The 20985-nt window shown below is 41.0% G+C and carries 21 protein-coding genes; 20 read left to right on the top strand and 1 reads right to left on the bottom strand.

Features of this window, described 5'->3' with window-relative positions; translation table 11 throughout:
• Window positions 1-31 precede the first annotated feature (31 nt).
• The 20 genes from ACED29_RS02150 (at window position 32) to dinB (ending at window position 19325) form a co-directional block, all read left to right on the top strand.
• Window positions 32-1000 carry a magnesium transporter CorA family protein gene (locus ACED29_RS02150; RefSeq protein WP_124015664.1) on the top strand — a complete coding sequence of 323 codons (969 nt, stop codon included), beginning with the start codon at window positions 32-34 and terminating at the stop codon, window positions 998-1000.
• Window positions 1001-1029: 29 nt separating this feature from the next.
• Entirely contained in the window at window positions 1030-1689 is a 660-nt protein-coding gene (locus ACED29_RS02145; protein ID WP_371696876.1) for an alpha-ketoglutarate-dependent dioxygenase AlkB, read from the top strand.
• A 296-nt stretch (window positions 1690-1985) separates the two neighbouring features.
• Window positions 1986-3407, top strand: a complete 1422-nt coding sequence (locus ACED29_RS02140; protein ID WP_371696874.1) for a DASH family cryptochrome — start codon at window positions 1986-1988, stop codon at window positions 3405-3407.
• Window positions 3408-3526: 119 nt separating this feature from the next.
• Window positions 3527-3826 carry a BolA family transcriptional regulator gene (locus ACED29_RS02135; protein ID WP_124015667.1) on the top strand — a complete coding sequence of 100 codons (300 nt, stop codon included), beginning with the start codon at window positions 3527-3529 and terminating at the stop codon, window positions 3824-3826.
• Window positions 3827-3970: 144 nt separating this feature from the next.
• Entirely contained in the window at window positions 3971-5095 is a 1125-nt protein-coding gene (locus ACED29_RS02130) for a TRAP transporter substrate-binding protein (RefSeq protein WP_273058577.1), read from the top strand.
• Window positions 5096-5184: 89 nt separating this feature from the next.
• The gene (gene luxS, locus ACED29_RS02125) at window positions 5185-5694 is read left to right on the top strand and encodes an S-ribosylhomocysteine lyase (protein ID WP_124015669.1); all 510 of its coding nucleotides are present in this window, start codon (window positions 5185-5187) and stop codon (window positions 5692-5694) included.
• A 196-nt stretch (window positions 5695-5890) separates the two neighbouring features.
• On the top strand, window positions 5891-7966 hold the full coding sequence (locus ACED29_RS02120) for a TonB-dependent receptor domain-containing protein (protein ID WP_371696872.1): 2076 nt from the start codon (window positions 5891-5893) through the stop codon (window positions 7964-7966).
• 456 nt (window positions 7967-8422) lie between these two features.
• Complete coding sequence (locus ACED29_RS02115) at window positions 8423-9757, top strand: Na(+)-translocating NADH-quinone reductase subunit A (protein WP_124015671.1); 1335 nt, start codon at window positions 8423-8425, stop codon at window positions 9755-9757.
• Window positions 9757-10956 (top strand): NADH:ubiquinone reductase (Na(+)-transporting) subunit B, encoded by a 1200-nt coding sequence (locus ACED29_RS02110; RefSeq protein WP_124015672.1) that lies wholly within the window; start codon window positions 9757-9759, stop codon window positions 10954-10956. Before ACED29_RS02115 ends, ACED29_RS02110 begins: the two co-directional genes overlap by 1 nt.
• Window positions 10949-11734 (top strand): Na(+)-translocating NADH-quinone reductase subunit C, encoded by a 786-nt coding sequence (locus ACED29_RS02105; RefSeq protein WP_371696869.1) that lies wholly within the window; start codon window positions 10949-10951, stop codon window positions 11732-11734. The genes ACED29_RS02110 and ACED29_RS02105 overlap by 8 nt, the downstream gene beginning before the upstream one ends.
• Entirely contained in the window at window positions 11734-12366 is a 633-nt protein-coding gene (locus ACED29_RS02100; RefSeq protein ID WP_011636426.1) for an NADH:ubiquinone reductase (Na(+)-transporting) subunit D, read from the top strand. Before ACED29_RS02105 ends, ACED29_RS02100 begins: the two co-directional genes overlap by 1 nt.
• 5 nt (window positions 12367-12371) lie before the next feature.
• The gene (gene nqrE / locus ACED29_RS02095) at window positions 12372-12980 is read left to right on the top strand and encodes an NADH:ubiquinone reductase (Na(+)-transporting) subunit E (RefSeq protein ID WP_101085796.1); all 609 of its coding nucleotides are present in this window, start codon (window positions 12372-12374) and stop codon (window positions 12978-12980) included.
• Between the two features lie 46 nt (window positions 12981-13026).
• Entirely contained in the window at window positions 13027-14274 is a 1248-nt protein-coding gene (gene nqrF / locus ACED29_RS02090; RefSeq protein WP_124015674.1) for an NADH:ubiquinone reductase (Na(+)-transporting) subunit F, read from the top strand.
• A gap of 122 nt (window positions 14275-14396) precedes the next feature.
• Entirely contained in the window at window positions 14397-15410 is a 1014-nt protein-coding gene (locus ACED29_RS02085) for an FAD:protein FMN transferase (RefSeq protein ID WP_124015675.1), read from the top strand.
• A gap of 85 nt (window positions 15411-15495) precedes the next feature.
• Window positions 15496-15720: a (Na+)-NQR maturation NqrM gene (nqrM, locus tag ACED29_RS02080; RefSeq protein ID WP_124015676.1), complete on the top strand. Its 225-nt coding sequence runs from the start codon at window positions 15496-15498 to the stop codon at window positions 15718-15720.
• A 231-nt stretch (window positions 15721-15951) separates the two neighbouring features.
• Window positions 15952-16422 carry a bacterioferritin gene (gene bfr, locus ACED29_RS02075; RefSeq protein ID WP_124015677.1) on the top strand — a complete coding sequence of 157 codons (471 nt, stop codon included), beginning with the start codon at window positions 15952-15954 and terminating at the stop codon, window positions 16420-16422.
• A 12-nt stretch (window positions 16423-16434) separates the two neighbouring features.
• Window positions 16435-16902: a bacterioferritin gene (gene bfr, locus ACED29_RS02070; protein WP_124015678.1), complete on the top strand. Its 468-nt coding sequence runs from the start codon at window positions 16435-16437 to the stop codon at window positions 16900-16902.
• Window positions 16903-17056: 154 nt separating this feature from the next.
• Window positions 17057-17524 (top strand): hypothetical protein, encoded by a 468-nt coding sequence (locus ACED29_RS02065; protein ID WP_165870064.1) that lies wholly within the window; start codon window positions 17057-17059, stop codon window positions 17522-17524.
• Window position 17525: 1 nt separating this feature from the next.
• Entirely contained in the window at window positions 17526-18050 is a 525-nt protein-coding gene (locus ACED29_RS02060; RefSeq protein ID WP_124015680.1) for an ankyrin repeat domain-containing protein, read from the top strand.
• A gap of 195 nt (window positions 18051-18245) precedes the next feature.
• Window positions 18246-19325: a DNA polymerase IV gene (dinB, locus tag ACED29_RS02055; RefSeq protein ID WP_371696867.1), complete on the top strand. Its 1080-nt coding sequence runs from the start codon at window positions 18246-18248 to the stop codon at window positions 19323-19325.
• A gap of 93 nt (window positions 19326-19418) precedes the next feature.
• On the opposite strand, the gene ACED29_RS02050 is transcribed toward dinB, so the two are convergent.
• Window positions 19419-20882, bottom strand: coding sequence for an aminoacyl-histidine dipeptidase (locus ACED29_RS02050; RefSeq protein ID WP_371696866.1), 1464 nt, complete (start codon window positions 20880-20882; stop codon window positions 19419-19421).
• Window positions 20883-20985 lie beyond the last annotated feature (103 nt).

Here is a 20985-nt window from a genome sequence, read left to right as displayed (position 1 = left end):
CTGCAATAATGAGTTGTTAAAAGGGCTATTCATGGCAATAAAGATAATGTTATTCAATGCACAAGGTCTATTATTATCTCAAGGAGATGAGGCCCTTATGGCTGAATATGACCCACAACAGCACTTAATATGGGTCGATATTACCAGTCAACATAGCCAAGCATTTTTTAAGCAATATCCTTACTTTGGTATCGATCATCTCGATTTTGAAGACGCGCAACGTGAACGTCATCCTCCGCAGTTTGAAGAATATGAGACACATTCATACTTGCTCACCCATGAGCTTATGGACCGAGAAGAGTATCTTCTGCTTGAACGCAGCCAGTTACTACTGCATGTAAATGATCACTTTTTAGTCACTCAACATATTAAACCGTCAGTCAGTGTCAGTAAGGTTACCCAACGGATCTCTGAGCATGGTCAGCTTGATAATGCTGATATGAGTCAAGTGTGCTTTGATCTCATGCGCCAAATTGTGGTTGATTATTTAGCTGTGATGTTAGCGTTAGAAGAGCGTTTAAGTGACATAGAAGATGAGATTTTTGAGGTGTCATCTGATGATTTACTGGCAGAGTTAATCGGTTATAGCAGTAAATTACAAAAAGCAAAACGTTCATTCAGTTATCTCGAAGAGATATTGCAACAATTGCTTCGCGATGACAGCCATCAACATATTAAGATGGATTATCAACAGCTAAGCTATTTATATAATCAGTTTGAGCGATTATCCAGTCGTGCCAGTCTTTATCAAGGCTTAGTGGATAGCCTCATTAATGGCTTTATTTCGGTGAGTGCTCATAAAACCAATCGGGTCATGATGACATTAACCCTAGTTACCGCCGTTTTTTTACCGTTAACCTTAGTGGCGGGTATTTACGGAATGAATTTTGATAATATGCCTGAATTAAAATGGCGCTTTGGCTATTTTGCGGTATTGATCCTAATGGCTGTTATTGCGGTATCAGGTTTATGGATTGCCAAGATTAAGCGTTGGTATTAACTAGGCTGAGTGATAAGAGGGTAATTGAGGTGGCAGGATTTCAACATGGGTTAGATTTCGGTGGGTCCCAAGACGGCTTAACCCAAGATTATGTTGTCGAGCCATCGGCTAAAAATCCAATTAGCCCCCCAGTTACTTGGATTAAAGGTTTTCTATCGCCCAAGCAACAGCAGTTATTGCTCAATGAAGTGAATCAATATCCATTAGAGCGGGTTTCAATTGAGGTATACGGTAAACAGCATCTGACTCCTCGAACCCAAGTGTGGTTTGGTGATCCTGGATGCGATTATCATTATTCTAAATTACACATTACCGCATTACCTTGGCCCAGAGTCCTGAGCCGATTACGTGCCAAATTACTTAATGATCATCAAATAGACACTAATTCAGTATTGGTTAATCGTTATGCTGATGGCCATGATTGTATGGGCTGGCACAGTGATGATGAACCTGAGATTGTTAGCGGTTCTGCTATCGCCTCTGTTACTTTAGGCGCCTGTAGAGACTTTGTTGTGCGTCACAAAAACACTAAAATAAAAGTGAATTTTGCACTTGGATCTGGTGATTTACTCATTATGCATCCCAGTATGCAGCAACACTGGCAACATGCTTTACCTAAACGCCTTAAGGTGGTTGAACCGCGTATTAATTTTACTTTTCGACAAATTATCCCTAATTACTATGGTTAACAGATATCGTTAATGGCCATAGCTAAAAGCGAAAGGCCTAGAGGCTAGGACGCTGCGCGGCTAGATGCTATAGAATCTCAGCAGCTAAGCAGTCTCTATCCCAGAGATGACAAGCGATATCGAGTAAAATTGAAGTGCTGTATCCGCGTAGCGAACTAGCAGCGAAGCGACTCTAGAACCTCGGAGACCGAAGCTCGAGCTAGTTTGAGAATATCGCTAAAATGGATCATTATTGAACCGTTAACCGCTATGTATACGTACTCATTACCATTGGTACAAACTGTGGTAATGAATAGATGAATAATGCTGGTGGGCAAACTTTCGAAGACTCGAACCTACAATCGACGTCACAATCTACTGTCAATGCACTTTATTGGTTAGGTGATGATCTGCGAGTAGCAGATAATGCCATTTTTGCAGATATCGCCCTGCATGCACAACAGTTGATGGTGGTGTACTGCATCGACCCTAGCTGGTTTCGCCAAGCTCAATATCAGGCTGATTATGTTGGTAAGTACCGACTGCGGTTTTTACTGGAGTCATTACGGGCTTTAGACGAAACGTTGAATCAATATGGTCAACAGGTGCATATTGTTTATGCCTCAGCGCAAAAATCGTTACCCTATATAATTCAAGCTCATAATATTTCAAGGGTATACCGTAGTAACCATAGTGGTGCCGATGAGCAAACGGCTTGGCAAGTGATTCAGCAGCAATGCCCCAATGTTGAATATTCGACTATTACTACGCAAACGCTGTTTGAGCTGCAGCAACTGCCTTTTGAATTAGCCGATCTGGCTGCGACATTCAGCCAGTTTCGTAAAAAGGTCGACAATGTTAATATCAGCCCAGCCACTGATGCAGTATCTTGGCTCCCGCCTATGGTTGCACTTAAGCCACAAGACAAACAACTTCAGTCTTGGCTGGCTTATCCTAGTTGGTTGCCACAAACTCAAACGATGAACAATGTCTTTTGCGGTGGTGAAGCACAAGGGAAATTGCAATTAGACAGTTACTTTTCGTCAAATTTAGCCCATAACTATAAAACTGTACGCAACGAACTTGATGGCTGGGAATGCTCAACAAAGTTTTCGCCTTGGTTAGCCAATGGTTGCTTATCGGCAAGACAAGTCGTGGTAGCATTAAAGCAATTTGAGTTGCAACAAGGTGCTAACGAATCGACCAAGTGTATTTTGTATGAGCTGCTTTGGCGTGAGTATTTCCATTTTTACGCGCATAAATTCAATACGCTGGTGTTTAGATTTTCAGGCATTAATGGGCGTAAACCATTAACCAGTTTTTACGCCCAACGCATTCAAGCTTGGAAAACCGCCACGACACCTTATCCGTTTGTGAATGCATTGATGAAGCAGTTAAATGACACTGGCTATATGTCAAACCGCGGCAGGCAAATTGTAGCAAGTTGCTTGGTCAATGAACTGCAATGTGATTGGCGTTATGGGGCGGCGTATTTTCAACAGCAATTAATTGATTATGATCCAGCTGTGAATTGGGGCAATTGGCAGTATCTAGCCGGTGTTGGCGCCGACCCACGCGGTTCGAGACGTTTTAATCTGCAAAAACAGCAGCAGACATACGATCCACAAGGATTATTTATTAATGCATGGTTGGGACGTGAGGCATTACAGCAACATGATGAGAGCCATGCGTTATATTGTATCGATAGTGTCGATATAACCGATTGGCCAAGGAGTTAATGTCAGTTCGACTTGAGAAAGCTGTGCTCAAACGTTAACTTTTACCCTGCTTGTTTGACCTTTATTCGGCAAACCAGTACCCTGCGATTTCATCGATATGGATTAATAAGAGTATCACTATGTCTGTCGAACAAATCATTACCGATAAATTGAATCACGCTTTTGCGCCATTGCATCTAGAGGTGATTAATGAAAGTAACCGTCATCATGTGCCGCCTAATTCAGAAACCCATTTTAAAGTGGTTGTAGTTAGCGATCAATTTAGCGAACAGCGTTTACTTGCTCGTCACCGTTTGGTTAACCAAGCACTTGCAGACGAATTAGCCAATGGTGTACATGCTTTATCTATCAATGCTTACAGCCAGCCAGAATGGCAAGCTTTAGATGAAGTACCTAAAACGCCTAACTGTAAAGGCTAATGTTTCTCACTTTGTCTAGTGTATAAAAACCTCACTGATGACGTGAGGTTTTTTGTTTTTGTCGTAAATCAGTTGTATTTGTCACTCGTTATGAATATGTTACAGTCATGGAGTAGAAGAGCCTGATTGATAAAGGATATAGACATGGGCAAGGTGGTACCAATCTGCTGGTTAATGGTTCTTATATTACTATTTGGCTGTCAACAAGAGGCGCCTGCAAAGGCAAACTCTGTTTCTCAAACTGATTTACTCCCTCATCAAGTTATTAAATGGCGTTTAGCAACCTCATGGCCGAAAAACTTGCCCGGTTTAGGCATGGCCCCAGAACGATTTGCCCAGTTAGTCAAACAAATGTCAAACGGACGTTTAGTGATTACGGTTTATGGCGCCGGAGAGTTGATGCCTGCATTATCGGTTTTTGATGGTGTAAGTAACGGCACCATTGAAATGGCGCATAGCGCTTCATATTATTGGAAAGGCAAAGCACCCGCTGCGCAGTTTTTTTCATCAATTCCTTTTGGTTTAACCGCACAACAGATGAATGCATGGCTTCATTATGGTGGTGGAATGGCATTGTGGGAGGAAGTTTATCAGCCTTTTGGCGTGTTACCGTTGGCAGGAGGAAATACCGGCATGCAAATGGGCGGCTGGTTTAATAAAGTCATTGCTACACCTGAAGATTTTAAAGGCCTTAAAATGCGCCTACCTGGCATTGGGGGCGAGGTGCTTAAGAAATTGGGTGGTGTTCCTGTTGATGCGCTAGCTGGCAGGGAATTATATAGCGCGCTCCAAACCGGGGCTATTGATGCTGCTGAGTGGGTCGGCCCTTATAATGATTTACCGCTAGGTTTGTATCAGGTGGCTAAGTACTACTATTATCCAGGCTGGCACGAGCCTGGATCGACTATGGAGTTTCTCATTAACAAGCAGGCTTTCTCTGCCTTACCTGAAGATTTACAAATGATGGTTAAAGTTGCGGCAAGTGCCATTAACCAAGATATGTTAGATGATTATACTCAAGGCCATATTGCTGCCATGGACGTATTGCTTAACGAACACAATGTCCAAGTGAAAGCTTTTCCCTATAGTGTTATGCGAGCATTAAAAAATGCCCGAGATGATGTCCTTAATCATGAAGCGGCTAAAGATCCGCTATTTAATAAAGTATTAGAGTCATATATCGCTAATGAGAAGTCTGTGAAACGTTATTTTAGTTATACCGAAGATGCGTTAAGTCAGTTTGAAATAGATGAACAACATGCGCAGTAAACTCTGACTGTGACAACGCTGGAATAGTGATAGTATCTGGTTATTAGGCTTTATATTGTAAGATTTTTAAATTTATTTTGGAGAAAGCAATGCCTTTATTAGACAGTTTTACCGTAGACCATACACGTATGAATGCGCCAGCGGTTCGTGTTGCTAAGCATATGAGCACGCCAAGTGGCGATGCTATTACTGTATTCGATTTGCGTTTTTGTGCACCCAATAAAGATATCCTCAGCGAGCGTGGTATTCATACGCTTGAGCATTTATTTGCTGGCTTTATGCGTGATCATTTGAATGGTGATGGTATTGAGATTATTGACATTTCACCTATGGGATGTCGCACAGGTTTTTACATGAGCTTAATTGGTCAACCGACAGAAAGTAACGTTGCCGATGCTTGGTTAGCAGCCATGATTGACGTCACAAATGTGATTGATCAAAAAGATATCCCTGAATTAAATGAGTATCAATGTGGCACATACGAGATGCACTCATTAGAACAAGCTCAAGATATTGCGCGGATGATTATTGCTGCTGGCGTAAGCGTTAACCAAAATGATGATCTCAAACTGAGTGATGAAATTTTAGGTAAGTTATAATTCAATTGATTAACTCGGTAATCATAAAGCGGCTTTAGCCGCTTTTTTTGAAAATAGCACATCTCAATGTCGAGTAAACGTTAAAAGTACGCTATTTTTATGTGAAAAAAACCGTTATTGTGATGCCTATGTTTTAGTTAGTAACTTGTCAAATTAAGCGATTTTTGCGTGAACAGACACATATACGGAGATTAATATGTCTAACCACCCATTTAGCCTGTCAGTGATAGCCACCGCAGTGCTTTATGTTTGCTATTCAACCAATGCTGTTGCCGAAACGGTAACAGAGTCTATTGATAAGATTAATAATCAACTTGAGTTGCAGCAGTCATCAATAAGCCAATATCATTATCGTCAGAGTGATATTGTGCTCGGTTTGGCGGGCGCAACAGTATTACCTGCTACGCCACATCAAAATGTGATGTTCACCCATGCGGGGGCCACAGACGGTGTTGCTATTTTACAAGATGGAATCTTCTTTTCTCCGGCGCCGTATTCAGGACAACATCTAGTATTGCAACCTAATTTGTTGCATCAACAACAAGTATCCTTTACGGGGATGACCAGTGTCACCGAAAGCTCTGAAGCCGCTTTTGGTAAATTGGATTATCAGTCTGTACAAATTAGCCCTAAAAAAGCTGCAACTGATGTTAACCTTGAAGGCAGTGATAATAGCGCCATCAATGGTGGTGTCATAGTGAGTGGCACTTCAAAAGAATCTGGTATGTTACTGGCGGTTGATTATCAATCAGCGTCAGACGATGTCGGTTATCGTATTTCGCAAGAGGCCGATACCACCCAAAAAGATATTTTATTTAAAATAGCAGCCAAAAGTTTACCTGGTGCGCGCAACCAACAGACTACCGAATTCAGTTACCAGTATTCATCGCAAGACAGTGATCGCGGAAACTTAGGGCTAACCTCTGCAGATTTCGCCTTAAACCCGACTGCCTTATATTCCGCATCCAGCACAGATAACACAGATGGCGAACGTCAACGTTATGTACTCGCTCATAAGGTGATATTGTCAGCGACGTCAACCATGGATACTGATTTTTACTATCAAACCTATTCGCAACAATCTCAAGAAATGCGTTTTGTTGATGGTGTGCAGATTGATAATGACTCACTAACTGACATTGCGACGTTTGAAACATCACCCACTGTCGATGGCATGAACTTAGGCGCGTTAACGCAAAACAACGACTTTGCTGGCTTTGGTGTGCAAACTAAAGGGGTCACTATGTATGGTCAACATCAAGTGACTTATAGTGCACGTTATCACACCGACAAAGCTGAAATGCGTTTAGGTCAACGAGATTGGTTATGGGGCAATGATTTAGTACTTTTACCCACCACAGATAATGAATATGCTCTGACTTATACTGACGATGCTTCAGCTTTTTCATCTGCGGTAGATACCAAATTAAATTATGGTCAGTGGTCTGTTAACCTTGGTTTAGGTTATGAGCATGTCAGTGTTTCGCGCGAGCTTGGTGATGTAAATACGAGTCTTAACGCTGCTGATTTTTCTGATGATGGCTGGTCGCCATCTATTGAAGTGGCTTATCAGAGTGGGCCGTGGTTAGCCGCGTTACAAGCCAAACAAGCTTGGACCGCCGCATCAGCTGGCAATATTGAGCAAACGGCGCAAGAAGCACTGCAATATCAATTAGCGTTAAGCTATCAACAAGATGCTTTATCGATTGCCATGACGGCTTATATGCATGATTACGATAGCCAGCATGTAAGCTGTTTGCCGGGCATGGTATGTGATTATGAGCAAATATCATTACAAGAGAATATTAAAGATGTCTCAGTTGTCGGCGCAGATTTGAGCATAGCCTATGGCGTTAGTTTTGATAATTTTTCAATTCCTCTTAAAGCCAAATATCAATATGCCCAAGCTGAAACAGATAATGCTAATTGCAATGAGTTGATGGGATGTTTTGCTGCTAATAGTCAATTACCTTGGGTACCTGAACAACAACTGACCTTAAGCTCAGGTATTGTTTATGGCGACTTTTCTATTATGGCTCAAGCCTTGTATCAATCTGAATTAGGTTATCAAGGTGGCTTCACAAATGAGCGTGCTATCGATAGTCAATGGAAAGTTGATATCGCCGCAACTTACCGTTTGACTGAGCAGCACGAGCTGTATGTTCGTGTAGAGAATTTGTTAGACGAAGAGTTAGTGGCAAATCGCACTGTAATGGGATTCCAAGGACAGTCTGAAATGACGACTTACTTTGGTTATCAAGGCCATTTCTAGAGAATAGTTTATAGGCTAAGGTAAGCTGTAGACATAGTCGATCACAACTGATGTGACTTTGATGTCAAAATACCAATACTCCTCAAGTGATGACTCATTTGGGGAGTATTATTTATGTCACAATTGTTCTCGTGGTTGAACAGCTGAAATTTATTTCTTTAAAATTAATGCGATAGTTTTTTTATCAGATTTTCGTATACGGCATAACCTTGCAGGTTCTTATTCGTTCAGTCTGATCTAAAAATCATTTAACAAAGTAATGTATTGGTATGAAAACACCTATAATTTTCGTGGCGATAGTCTCATATTTGCGGTAAAATGCGCGCGACCAGCGTGATTACGATCGCATTTTCGAGTTAAATCTGCGCTAGCTCAAACGTGAGGCATTTGTTAATGCTTTGTTTTTGCAGCGGAACGTGGCGCATTGTCTTTCCTTCAAACGTAGTGCTTGTGGATATGATTACAATTAAGAAAGGATTGGAACTGCCTATAGCAGGCGGACCAGAGCAAGTTATCCATAATGGCCCAGCCATTAGACACGTAGCGACTTTGGGTGAAGAGTATATTGGCTTACGTCCAACGATGAAAATCAAAGTGGGCGATAAAGTACAAAAAGGCCAAGTTCTTTTTGAAGATAAAAAGAACTTAGGCGTTAAATATACGGCTTTAGCCAGTGGTACTATTTTAGAAATCAACCGAGGTGCAAGACGTGTACTTCAGTCAGTTGTTATTGCTGTGGAAGGTGACGATAGCGTTACTTTTGCTCAATACGATGCTGATAAGTTAGACACGTTAGACGTACAAGTTGTTCGTGATAATCTGATTGACTCAGGTTTGTGGACTGCTTTACGTACGCGCCCTTTCAGTAAAGTGCCGGCTGTAGATGCTACTGCTGCAGGTATTTTTGTTACTGCAATTGATACCCAACCTCTTGCTGCCGATCCTGTGGTAGTCATAGCTCAACATAAAGAAGATTTTGCTAACGGCCTTAAGGTTCTAGCACGATTGACTGAAGGTAAAGTTTACCTATGTAAAGCACAAGGTGCCGATATCCCAGCAGCCAATGCGCAAGTCCAAGAGTTTGCGGGTAAACATCCAGCAGGCCTTGTGGGTACGCATATTCACAACGTTCTTCCAGCTTCTGCAACACGTACTGTGTGGCATATTGGCTACCAGGATGTGATTGCTTTTGGTCAACTGTTCACCAAAGGTGTATTAAACACTGAACGTGTGGTTGCGATTGGTGGTCCTAAAGCGAAAAAACCTCGTCTAGTTCGTACCGTTTTGGGTGCTAGCATGACTGAACTGACTGCTGATGAAACAGTTGGTGATGGTGTTCGTGTGATTTCGGGCTCAGTGTTAAGCGGTCGCACAGCGGTTGGACCTCAAGCTTATCTGGGGCGTTATCATCAGCAGGTGAGCGTACTGGAAGAAGGGACAGAAAAAGAATTGTTCGGTTGGGCTATGCCTGGCGCAGATAAATTCTCTATCACTCGTGCATTCTTAGGCCACTTAAGCCCATCGCGTCTATTTAATATGACCACTAGCACCTGCGGTTCAGACCGTGCAATGGTACCTATTGGTAACTATGAACGCGTGATGCCTCTAGACATTCTACCTACTATGCTACTTCGTGATTTACTCTCTGGCGATTTTGACGGCGCAGCCCGTTTAGGCGCATTAGAGTTAGATGAAGAAGATTTGGCATTGTGTACGTTCGTATGTCCAGGTAAGTATGACTACGGTTCATATTTGCGTGATTGTTTAGATACGATCGAGAGGGAAGGCTAATGAGTTTGAAAGATTTTATCGAACGTATTGAGCCGCAATTTGAAAAAGGCGGCAAGTACGAAAAGTGGTATGCCCTTTATGAAGCGGCTGCCACAGTATTTTATACTCCGGGTAAAGTGAACAAAGGTGCTACCCACGTTCGCGATAATGTTGATCTAAAACGTATCATGATTACGGTTTGGGCATGTACATTCCCAGCAATGTTTTTTGGTATGTATAACGTAGGCTTACAAGCTCAAGTCGCGATGGCAGCCGGTTTCGGCACGCCAGATGTTTGGCAAGTTGGCTTATTTGAATTATTTGGCGCTCAACTTACTGCAGACTCTGGCATTACGTCCTTGATGTTCTACGGTGCGTGCTTCTTCCTACCTATCTACGCCGTGACTTTCATCGTCGGTGGTTTTTGGGAAGTGCTATTTGCATCAGTGCGTGGTCATGAAGTTAACGAAGGTTTCTTTGTTACCTCGGTACTATTTGCTCTGACTTTACCGGCTACTATTCCATTGTGGATGGTTGCACTAGGTATTACCTTCGGTGTGGTTGTAGCGAAAGAAATCTTTGGCGGTACAGGGCGTAACTTCTTAAACCCTGCATTGGCTGGTCGAGCTTTCTTGTACTTTGCCTACCCATTAAGCATGTCTGGTGATACTACTTGGGTTGTTGCTGATGGTTATTCAGGAGCAACAGCATTAAGCCAAGCAGCACAAGGTACGTTTGACTATGCCTCAACGGCTAACTGGATTGACTCTTTCATGGGCTTCATTCCTGGTTCAGTCGGTGAAGTCTCTACCTTTGCTATTTTGCTCGGTGGTCTAGTTATCATTTATGCCCGTATTGCCTCTTGGCGAATTGTCAGTGGTGTTTTCTTAGGTATGGTTGCTATTGCGACTTTACTTAACATGATTGGCAGTGACACCAACCCGATGTTTGCAATGCCTTGGTATTGGCACTTAGTGTTAGGTGGATTTGCATTTGGTATGATGTTTATGGCGACAGACCCTGTTTCTGCGTCGTTTACTAATACCGCTAAGTGGGCATACGGTTTCCTTATTGGTGCAATGGTAGTGTTTATCCGTGTGGTTAACCCTGCATTCCCTGAAGGTATTATGTTAGCTATTTTGTTTGCTAACCTATTTGCTCCATTATTTGACCACTTTGTCGTACAGTCAAATATCAAGCGGAGGATTGCTCGTGGCTAGTAATAAAGATTCGTTCGGAAGAACGCTATTTGTTGTTGTCGGCTTATGTCTTATCTGTTCAGTACTGGTTTCGACCGCTGCCGTGGTGTTAAAGCCTATTCAGCAAGAAAATAAGTTACTCGATAAGCAAAAGTATATTCTTGAAGCGGCGAGCCTGATAAATACCAAAGAAGGTAAAGTCACCAAGAAAGAAATCCTAAGCAAGTACGAACAATATGTTGAAGCTCGCTTAGTTGATCTTAAAACCGGTGAGTTTGTTGAAGGTAATGCTAACCTTTATGATCAACGTAAAGCGTCTCGTGATACTGACACTTCGTCTGTGCCAGAAAACGATATTGCCTCGATCAAACGTGTTGCAGATACCGCAGTGGTTTACCTTGTTCATAATGATGAAGGTACACTGACTAGCGTCATTCTTCCTATTCACGGTTATGGTTTGTGGTCAACCATGTATGCACTTTTGGCACTTGAAGCTGACTTAAATACAGTTCAAGGACTTGTTTACTATGACCAAGGCGAAACGCCTGGTTTAGGTGGCGAAGTTGAAAATCCAAAATGGAAAGCATTGTGGAAAGGTAAGCAGTTATTTGATGCGCAAGGCAATCTGGCGATTAGTGTAACTAAAAACCCTGTAGTGGCGAGTTCTGTTCATGGTGTTGATGCACTTTCCGGTGCAACACTTACCAGTAACGGTGTACAACACTCATTGCAGTTTTGGTTAGGTAAAGAAGGTTTTGCAAACTTTATCGCTAAAGCACACAACGGAGGGTTAAGCTAATGGCTGACGCTAAAGAACTTAAACAGGTTCTAACCGGACCTATTATCAATAACAACCCAATTGCATTGCAAATTCTGGGTGTGTGTAGCGCACTTGCTGTGACCAGTAAGTTAGAAACAGCATTGGTAATGACGATTGCATTAACTGCGGTAACAGCGTTTTCTAACCTGTTTATCTCACTTATCCGTAATCATATTCCAAGCAGTGTGCGTATTATTGTACAGATGACCATTATTGCTTCGTTAGTGATTGTGGTTGACCAAGTATTACAAGCTTATGCCTACGCTATTTCTAAGCAGTTATCGGTGTTCGTTGGCTTAATTATTACTAACTGTATCGTAATGGGTCGTGCTGAAGCTTACGCAATGAAAACCCCGCCTATGATGAGCTTTATGGATGGTATCGGTAACGGTTTAGGTTACGGTGCAATTCTATTGTCTGTCGGCGTTGTGCGTGAACTATTTGGTAATGGTTCATTATTCGGCGTAGAAATCCTCAGTAAAATCTCTGACGGTGGTTGGTATCAACCTAACGGTTTATTACTGCTACCACCGAGTGCATTCTTCTTGATCGGTGGTCTGATCTGGTTGATCCGTACGTATAAGCCAGAGCAAGTTGAAGCAAAAGGGTAAACGCAATGGAACATTATATTAGTTTATTAATTCGCTCCGTTTTCATTGAAAACATGGCGCTAGCGTTCTTCTTAGGTATGTGTACTTTCTTAGCAGTATCAAAGAAAATCACTACTGCGATGGGCCTAGGTGTTGCAGTTATCGTGGTACTGGCTATTTCGGTTCCTGCTAACCAAATTATTTATCAAGGTCTGTTAGCTCCAGGTGCTCTAGCTTGGGCTGGTTTCCCTGATGCTGATTTGAGCTTCTTGAAGTTCATCACCTTTATCGGTGTGATTGCAGCACTTGTGCAAATTTTGGAAATGGCTTTAGACAAGTATTTTCCACCTTTGTACAACGCGTTGGGTATTTTCTTACCTTTGATTACCGTGAACTGTGCAATTTTCGGTGCAGTATCTTTCATGGTTGAGCGTGATTATAACCTTGGCGAGAGCGTCGTATTCGGTATTGGCTCTGGTATTGGTTGGGCGTTAGCAATCGTATTGCTAGCCGGTATCCGTGAAAAGATGAAATATTCTGACGTGCCAAATGGCTTACGAGGCTTAGGGATTACCTTCGTTTCTGCAGGTCTTATGGCTCTAGGTTTCATGTCATTCTCAGGTGTTTCTCTGTAAGAGTCACTGAGACGACGCATTAATTTGAACCTTTAAGGATAAGTGAATGGGTATTCTTGAATCTACTCCACTAGAAGTCTATCTAGGTGTGAGTATGTTTACTGTGATTGTCTTGGTTTTGGTGTTAGTGATTTTATTCGCTAAATCAAAACTAGTGGCAAGCGGTGATATCATTATTGGTATTAACGGCGACGCAGATAAAGCAATTAAAACAGGTGCTGGCGGCAAGTTACTTGGCGTTTTAGCAGACAACGGCATCTTCGTATCAAGTGCTTGTGGTGGCGGTGGCTCATGTGGTCAGTGTCGTGTGAATATTAAGTCTGGTGGTGGTGATATTCTGCCAACCGAACTTGATCACATTAGCAAGGGCGAAGCTCGTCAAGGTTGTCGTTTATCTTGTCAGGTAAACGTTAAATCTGATATGGAAATTGAACTTGATGAAGAAATCTTCGGCATCAAGAAATGGGAATGTGCTGTTATCTCTAACGATAACAAAGCGACGTTCATTAAAGAACTTAAGCTGCAAATTCCTGATGGCGAGTCTGTGCCTTTCCGCGCCGGTGGTTACATTCAGATTGAAGCGCCTGCTCATCATATTAAGTATGCTGAGTTTGAAGTGCCTGATAAGTATCGTGGTGACTGGGAACACTTTGGTTTCTTCAAGTTAGAGTCTAAAGTAGACGAAGAAACTATTCGTGCTTACTCTATGGCTAACTATCCAGAAGAGTTTGGGATTATTATGTTGAACGTGCGTATTGCTACGCCACCGCCACGTAATTTAACCTTGCCTTGCGGTAAAATGTCTTCATATATTTGGAGCTTAAAAGCCGGTGATAAAGTGACTATTTCTGGTCCATTTGGTGAGTTCTTCGCTAAAGATACCGATGCAGAAATGGTATTTATTGGTGGCGGTGCAGGTATGGCCCCGATGCGCTCACATATTTTTGACCAATTAAAGCGTCTTAAATCTAAGCGTAAGATCAGTTTCTGGTACGGTGCGCGTTCTCAACGTGAAATGTTCTATGTAGAAGACTTTGATGGCTTAGCGGCTGAAAATGAGAACTTCAAATGGCATGTCGCGTTATCAGATCCGCAAGCAGAAGATAACTGGACTGGTTATACTGGATTTATCCATAACGTATTGTATGAAAACTATTTACGTGACCATGATGCGCCAGAAGATTGTGAGTTCTACATGTGTGGACCTCCAATGATGAACGCAGCTGTTATTGGTATGCTAAAAGATTTAGGTGTCGAAGACGAAAATATCTTATTAGATGATTTCGGTGGTTAATGAGTTAACCCATAACATCGACATGTAAGTCATGAGATTGCAGCAGTGCAGACAGGGTGGTTAAACACAGGTCTCGCATGCTGCAATTTTTTTTGTTCATTTAATACAAGTGTAAATTTGAGATGACTGTAAATTCAATCAAGTTACTGCTATTGCCAGCGGTTTTATTATTTGTGAGTGCATGTAGCTCTCCAGAGCCTATTATTTCATTATCTGGCAGTACAATGGGTACCACTTATCATATTAAAGTGGTCAGTAATAAAAGCTTACCCGAACCACAGCTACTGCAAGCTGAAATTGACATGGCATTGGAGGTGGTTAACGATCAAATGTCGACTTACCGCCCTGACTCAGAACTGTCTAAGTTTAATCAATTACAGGTTCAGCAGAGCGTTAGCGTCTCGGCCGATACAATTAAGGTGATTAAAGAGGGCATGCGTCTTTATAATGAGACTGATGGTGCATTAGATATTACTCTAGGCCCAGTGGTTAATTTATGGGGATTTGGTCCCGATAAGCGCCCTATATCAGAACCTACTCAAGCTCAAATTGATGCAGCAAAAGCTAAAATGGGCATACATGAGCTGTCTGTAAACGGTTTGACATTAACCAAGCATAATGCAGATTTGTATGTCGATTTATCTTCAATTGCCAAAGGTTTTGGCGTCGACAAGGTTGCCGCTTTATTAGATAAATATCATGTGTCTGGTTATTTAGTTGAAATTGGTGGCGAACTGAATGTCAAAGGAACTAAGAGTGATAATACCCCTTGGCGAGTAGCTGTAGAGCAACCAACCAGCGAAGGCCAAGCGGTTCAGCAAATCATTGAACCTGGCACTATGTCATTGGCAACTTCGGGTGATTATCGTAACTTTTATCAAGAAAATGGTGAGCGCTTCTCACATTTAATTGATCCTCGTACCGGCTACCCAATAAAGCATCAATTAGCTTCAGCAACCGTGTTACACTCTAGTTGTATGACCGCAGATGGATATGCAACGGCCATGATGGTGTTAGGTACAGAGGCTTCATTGGCGTTAGCTAAAAAGAACAATTTAGCGGTAATGTTGATAGAGAAGCAAGAGCAGGGATATCAGGTCTATTACAGTGATGCGTTTAAATCGTATCTTAAGTAGCTTGCTTATTTTTAAACTGGTTGATTGAGCTACTAATTTATTGAACCAGTTTACCCTAATCTGAATGAGTCAATAGGAGTTTGTGATGAGTACATTTATTGCAGCGTTTGTGGTTTTATTATTATTTTTTTTGCTAATGTCCATTGGCTATATCGTAAAGAAAAAAGCGGTAGAAGGCAGTTGCGGTGGTTTAGGTGTTTTAGGTATAGAGAAAGCCTGTGACTGTGATGATCCATGTGATAAACGCAAACGCCGTATGGAAAAAGAGCAAGCTCGAAATAAGTTGCTTAACCAAAATCGTATTATTTAACCTCGTTAATTATTTTAAGCTTAGGTTGTTTCACTAATGCTTTGTAAAGAGCCTTCATTTTGAAGGCTTTTTTATGCTTGAGTATTGCTGGCCAGTTACAAAGCTTAGTTATAATGATAATGGTTATCAATTGTAAGTGTGTGAAAATAAAGGATAATTTGCATTTTACCCTATAGTGTTTTATTCTGTTTGTAATTGATCAAGATCACATTACTTCTCGAGGACACTACTATGAAAGGTCATCCTAAAGTCATCAGCCAACTCAATCGTGTACTTACTTGTGAGCTGACCGCTATTAACCAATACTTTTTACATGCTCGTATGTTTAAGCATTGGGGATTGGAAAAGCTTAATGAGAAAGAATATAAAAAATCGATTGAAGACATGAAGCATGCTGACAAGCTGATTGAACGTGTATTGTTTCTTGAAGGTTTACCTAACCTACAACAGTTAGATAAATTGCGTATTGGTGAACATGCTGAAGAAATGCTTAGCTGCGATCTCACTGCGATAACGGAACAAATTGCCATTTTGCGTGAAGCCATTAAGGTATGCGAAACTCAGCAAGATTATGTTAGTCGCGATTTAATGGAAGATTTACTCGAAGATGAAGAAGAGCATTTAGATTGGATTGAATCACAACAAGAGCTCATCACTCAAACGGGTATTCAAAATTACCTTCAATCACAAATTAACGATTAATAGGACATTATTATGAAAGGTCATCCAGAAGTCATCGATGCGCTCAATAGTTTATTAACCGGCGAATTATCTGCTATGGATCAATATTTTGTCCATGCTCACATGTATGAGGATTGGGGATTTAACGAACTTTATACCCGTATTCTACATGAATCAGACGATGAAAAATTACATGCAGCTAAGTTGATCCAACGTATTTTATTTTTAGAAGGCACTCCAGATGTTGCCAGTCGTGAAGCGCTCAACATAGGTAAAGATGTGCAACAAATGCTACAAAATGATCTTGCATATGAATACCATGTGGCTGATCATTTACGTAAGGTTATCGGCTTGTGTGAGCAAAAGGCTGATTACCAAACCCGTGAAATTTTAGAGGTGTTATTAGATGACACTGAATCTGATCATATGTATTGGTTAGAAAAGCAATTAGGTCTTATTGAACGTATTGGTTTACAGAACTATTTACAGACTAAAATGTAACGACTTAGTCGACACGTTACATGTTAAAAAAGCCCAACTCAGTTTGGGCTTTTTTGTGTTCGTTGGTGGGAGATACATTAAAAGTGATAATGGTTTGTTTCTAACTAAATTGATATATTTTATAGAACATTTGATAAACTACATGGAAGTTGAAATGAATAGAAATGTACACCTTAAGAGTTTCAAGAGTAGTGAACTTATATTTGATAATGATGAAACTATAATTATTCTCAAATTTATATTTTCGAGTCAACATTCGATTATTGATGAGTTAGATATTACTGATGAAGTACGTGAGTTTGCTCAAGGTTTGTTAGTTGAGGCTGTAGATGCCTCTTATGCAATGGGATTTATTGACTCTTTATTTCGAGCAACAATGAACCCTCAAGATGGTGCTAAAAAAGTTATAACAAAATTTGGGCGAAGTGCTGCAAAGCATTGGTTTAGTCATGCAACAGCTAAAGACTTAATGCAAATAAAAATATATGACAGAGTGAGAGAGCAACTATCATACAGTTTTGGTCGTGTTTTACTCATGTATTTAAATGGAATAGCAAAAACAAAAGGTCCACATTTTGGTGTTTTAGCTTTTAACTTAAACAACAAAGTTATATGGAGTTAAAATGAGATTTAAGGTATTACTTGGATGTGTTTTCATTACTATTATTCTGTATTCATTAGGTGCCATTTATTCGCTTGAAAATAGCCGTGTTGAAGATGTTGTATTATGTAGTGTAGAAGATAATACACATTACATACCAAATTCATTCTGTGAATTTTATTTGTTTAATTTTAGATTAACTAAACAAGACTTAGATGAGCTTCAGTCTGCTAGCGGTATAGCATTTTTATTTAGCATTTCTAATCAGAAAAAAAAATATGTTTACTTAGATAAATTTATCGAAAATGGTGCCTCTGTTAATAGCAAAAGCGAGATTGATGGATTACCACCTCTTCATGCTGCAATCTTACTTAATGATAAAAAATTAGTCGAATACTTACTTAGCAAAGGTAGTGACCCTGAACTGCTAGATAGTCAAAATAAGTTAAATGCTTATGATTTTGTAATGCTTTTGAAAAGAAATAATGACTCAATAAACAGAAATGAAGTAATAAGAACATTGTCTACAATCGATTTAGCCAATTGATTAACTTCGTAGATGATCTAGGTTTTTCTACAATAATATTTTATCGAGTTTTAGAATGACTTGAAGCTAGGTTTTGACTTTTAAAAAGTATGTTGAGTTGTACTTATTCATTATATTAACAATACACAATGATTGAATACTGTTTTTATATACAGTATCATTGTTTTTAATTGAGTAAATGATGATGGTTATAGAATGCGTAAAATCATTCACATCGATATGGATTGTTATTTTGCTGCGGTAGAAATGCGCGATTTTCCTGAATTACGAGGAAAGCCCATTGCTGTTGGCGGCAGAAGTGATCGCCGCGGTGTGATAAGTACCTGCAGTTATGAGGCCCGCAAATTTGGCGTGCGAAGTGCTATGTCCAGTTATCATGCACTGCAGCTGTGCCCGCAGCTAATTTTAGTGCCAGGGCGCATGGATGTATATAAATCGGTGTCTGCGCAAATACGTGAGATCTTTCATCGATACACAGATCTTGTCGAACCCTTGTCTCTAGACGAAGCTTATCTTGATGTGACTGATTGCGATGCTCACCAAGGCAGTGCCACGTTAATTGCCAAGGCTATTCGAAATGATATATTTGAGACCACAGGTTTAACCGCCTCAGCGGGTATTGCACCGATTAAGTTTTTAGCTAAAATCGCTTCCGATTTAAATAAACCCAACGGCCAATATGTCATCACTCCTAATCAAATTAGTGATTTTGTAAAAGATCTTCCTCTGAGTAAAATTCCTGGCGTCGGTAAAGTCACTTCAAAAAAGTTAGCTGATATTGGCTTAACCACCTGCTACGACGTGCAACAGTATCCAAAAGCGCAATTAATTGAGGTATTTGGCAAATTTGGTCATGTATTAGCAGAGCGATCACAAGGGATAGATCCAAGACAAATTAGTCCGCATCGGGTACGAAAGTCTGTTGGGGTTGAAACTACGTTAGCCAAAGACATTTTTACCTTAGAGCAATGCCGTCAAGTATTACCACAGCTGATTCAAGAACTGAGTGCTCGGGTTCATCGCAGTGCTAAAGATAGACAGATCCACAAGCAAGTTGTGAAGCTGAAATTTAATGATTTTAAACAGACCACCATCGAACATCGTAGTGATGAAATGTCGATTAATTTGTTTCATGATTTACTGCAACAGGCTCTGCAGCGCAGTCAAGGGCGAGGTATTCGCTTATTGGGGGTTAGTGTTGGTTTAGCTGATACAACATTGGCTGTTACAGATAATCCAGTGGCACATATTACTCAGCTTGATTTGCAGTTTTAAATGTTAGAATTGCAATGAAAAACGCTCAAGTCTAAAACTAAAAAACGACATTTCTGTCGTTTTTTAGTTTTACGCATTAATCATCGCTACTGATTACGCTTCTTTAGCTGGAATACGCTCTAATACGGCAAGTAGCAATTCCCAGTACTGACCAACAGTGGTGATGTTGACCATTTCATCAGGGCTATGTGGATAACGAATAGTCGGCCCAATAGAGACCATGTCCATTAGTGGATAAGGCTCTTTAAATAAACCACATTCTAGACCAGCATGGATAACCATCACGGTTGGATCTTTTTTATAAATATCGTTATAGGTGTCTCGCACAATTGCCATTACAGGTGAGCTAGTATCTGGTTTCCACCCCGGGTAAGCACCGCTTAAATCAATGCTAGCACCCGATAGGTTTGATAGTGCGGTTAGCATACCGGTGACTTCTTCACGACCTGAATCAATTAATGAACGAATAAGGCATAATATTTCTACGCTTTCATCTTCAGTGCTGATCACGCCTATATTTAGTGATGTTTCAGTGACGCCTTCCACTTCATCACTCATGCGCATTACGCCGTTAGGGCAAGCATGTAATAAGTCGATTAAGGTATTTTGCGCTTCTTCGCCCATGACTTTGGTGGGTGCATCTATGGTGGCTAAGCTCAGTAGCATGCCTGGGTCTGCAACGGCTAATTCTTCACGAACTAGGGCTTGGAACGATTCAATGGCTTGCTTTAGTGCGTCAATATTTTCTGCTGGTAGCATAAATTGCACGTTAGCTTCACGCGGAATGGCATTACGCAGCGAGCCACCACTAAAGCTAACTAGCTCTAGGGCTAATTCGTCACTGTATTTAAACAAAAAGCGCGCTAATAACTTATTGGCATTACCACGTCCAAGGTGAATATTAACCCCAGAGTGACCGCCTTTTAATTCTGACATGGTCAGTGAAAAGCTGGCGTTGCTTTGTTCTGGTGCTTGCCAAGACATTGGTACACTTATCTGTGCATCAACACCTCCAGCACAACCCATGTAGATTTCACCTTCTTGCTCAGAGTCGGTGTTGATTAAGATTTCTGCATCAAGGTAACCGGCTTCTAAACCAAAAGCGCCCGTCATGCCAGCTTCTTCATCAATGGTGAGCAGTACTTCGAGTGGCCCGTGCTTAATGTCTTTACTGCCTAAAACAGCCAGCGCCGAAGACATACCAATACCGTTATCAGAGCCTAAGGTTGTTCCTCTAGCTTTAACCCAATCACCGTCTACATAAGCTTCAATCGGATCGGTTTCAAAGTTATGTACTTTGTCGGCATTTTTTTGCGGCACCATATCAATGTGCGCTTGTAACACCACGATTTTACAGTTTTCCATTCCTGCTGTGGCAGGCTTACGGATGATCAAGTTACCGACTTTGTCTTCAACAACCGCAAGGCCTTGAGCTTTTGCCCATTGCTGAATATGTTGTGATAACGCATGTTCATGCTTTGATGGATGTGGAATAGCGCAAATTTGTTCAAACCATTGCCATAGAGGCTGAGGATATAATTGAGTTAATGCAGTCACGAAACGCCCTCTAAGATGAAATCAAGTCGATATACGACACAGAATATAACTGCAATTATTTTAACATATTCTGCGCAGTTACTTGATATTGCGATACCGATTT

It is taken from the genome of Shewanella sp. 5S214 (genome assembly GCF_041439795.1).
GTDB lineage: Bacteria > Pseudomonadota > Gammaproteobacteria > Enterobacterales > Shewanellaceae > Shewanella > Shewanella vesiculosa.
The sequence above is the reverse complement of the archived record's forward strand: the minus strand, read 5'-3'. Positions and strand labels throughout refer to the sequence as shown.

Bases quoted from the DNA above. Each gene is read 5' to 3' on its own strand.
- ACED29_RS02150 (WP_124015664.1), top strand. From the start codon at position 32: ATGGCAATAAAGATAATGTTATTCAATGCACAAGGTCTATTATTATCT.
- ACED29_RS02140 (WP_371696874.1), top strand. From the start codon at position 1,986: ATGAATAATGCTGGTGGGCAAACTTTCGAAGACTCGAACCTACAATCG.
- ACED29_RS02135 (WP_124015667.1), top strand. From the start codon at position 3,527: ATGTCTGTCGAACAAATCATTACCGATAAATTGAATCACGCTTTTGCG.
- ACED29_RS02130 (WP_273058577.1), top strand. From the start codon at position 3,971: ATGGGCAAGGTGGTACCAATCTGCTGGTTAATGGTTCTTATATTACTA.
- luxS (WP_124015669.1), top strand. From the start codon at position 5,185: ATGCCTTTATTAGACAGTTTTACCGTAGACCATACACGTATGAATGCG.
- ACED29_RS02120 (WP_371696872.1), top strand. From the start codon at position 5,891: ATGTCTAACCACCCATTTAGCCTGTCAGTGATAGCCACCGCAGTGCTT.
- ACED29_RS02115 (WP_124015671.1), top strand. From the start codon at position 8,423: ATGATTACAATTAAGAAAGGATTGGAACTGCCTATAGCAGGCGGACCA.
- ACED29_RS02110 (WP_124015672.1), top strand. From the start codon at position 9,757: ATGAGTTTGAAAGATTTTATCGAACGTATTGAGCCGCAATTTGAAAAA.
- ACED29_RS02100 (WP_011636426.1), top strand. From the start codon at position 11,734: ATGGCTGACGCTAAAGAACTTAAACAGGTTCTAACCGGACCTATTATC.
- nqrE (WP_101085796.1), top strand. From the start codon at position 12,372: ATGGAACATTATATTAGTTTATTAATTCGCTCCGTTTTCATTGAAAAC.
- nqrF (WP_124015674.1), top strand. From the start codon at position 13,027: ATGGGTATTCTTGAATCTACTCCACTAGAAGTCTATCTAGGTGTGAGT.
- ACED29_RS02085 (WP_124015675.1), top strand. From the start codon at position 14,397: ATGACTGTAAATTCAATCAAGTTACTGCTATTGCCAGCGGTTTTATTA.
- nqrM (WP_124015676.1), top strand. From the start codon at position 15,496: ATGAGTACATTTATTGCAGCGTTTGTGGTTTTATTATTATTTTTTTTG.
- bfr (WP_124015677.1), top strand. From the start codon at position 15,952: ATGAAAGGTCATCCTAAAGTCATCAGCCAACTCAATCGTGTACTTACT.
- bfr (WP_124015678.1), top strand. From the start codon at position 16,435: ATGAAAGGTCATCCAGAAGTCATCGATGCGCTCAATAGTTTATTAACC.
- ACED29_RS02065 (WP_165870064.1), top strand. From the start codon at position 17,057: ATGAATAGAAATGTACACCTTAAGAGTTTCAAGAGTAGTGAACTTATA.
- ACED29_RS02060 (WP_124015680.1), top strand. From the start codon at position 17,526: ATGAGATTTAAGGTATTACTTGGATGTGTTTTCATTACTATTATTCTG.
- dinB (WP_371696867.1), top strand. From the start codon at position 18,246: ATGCGTAAAATCATTCACATCGATATGGATTGTTATTTTGCTGCGGTA.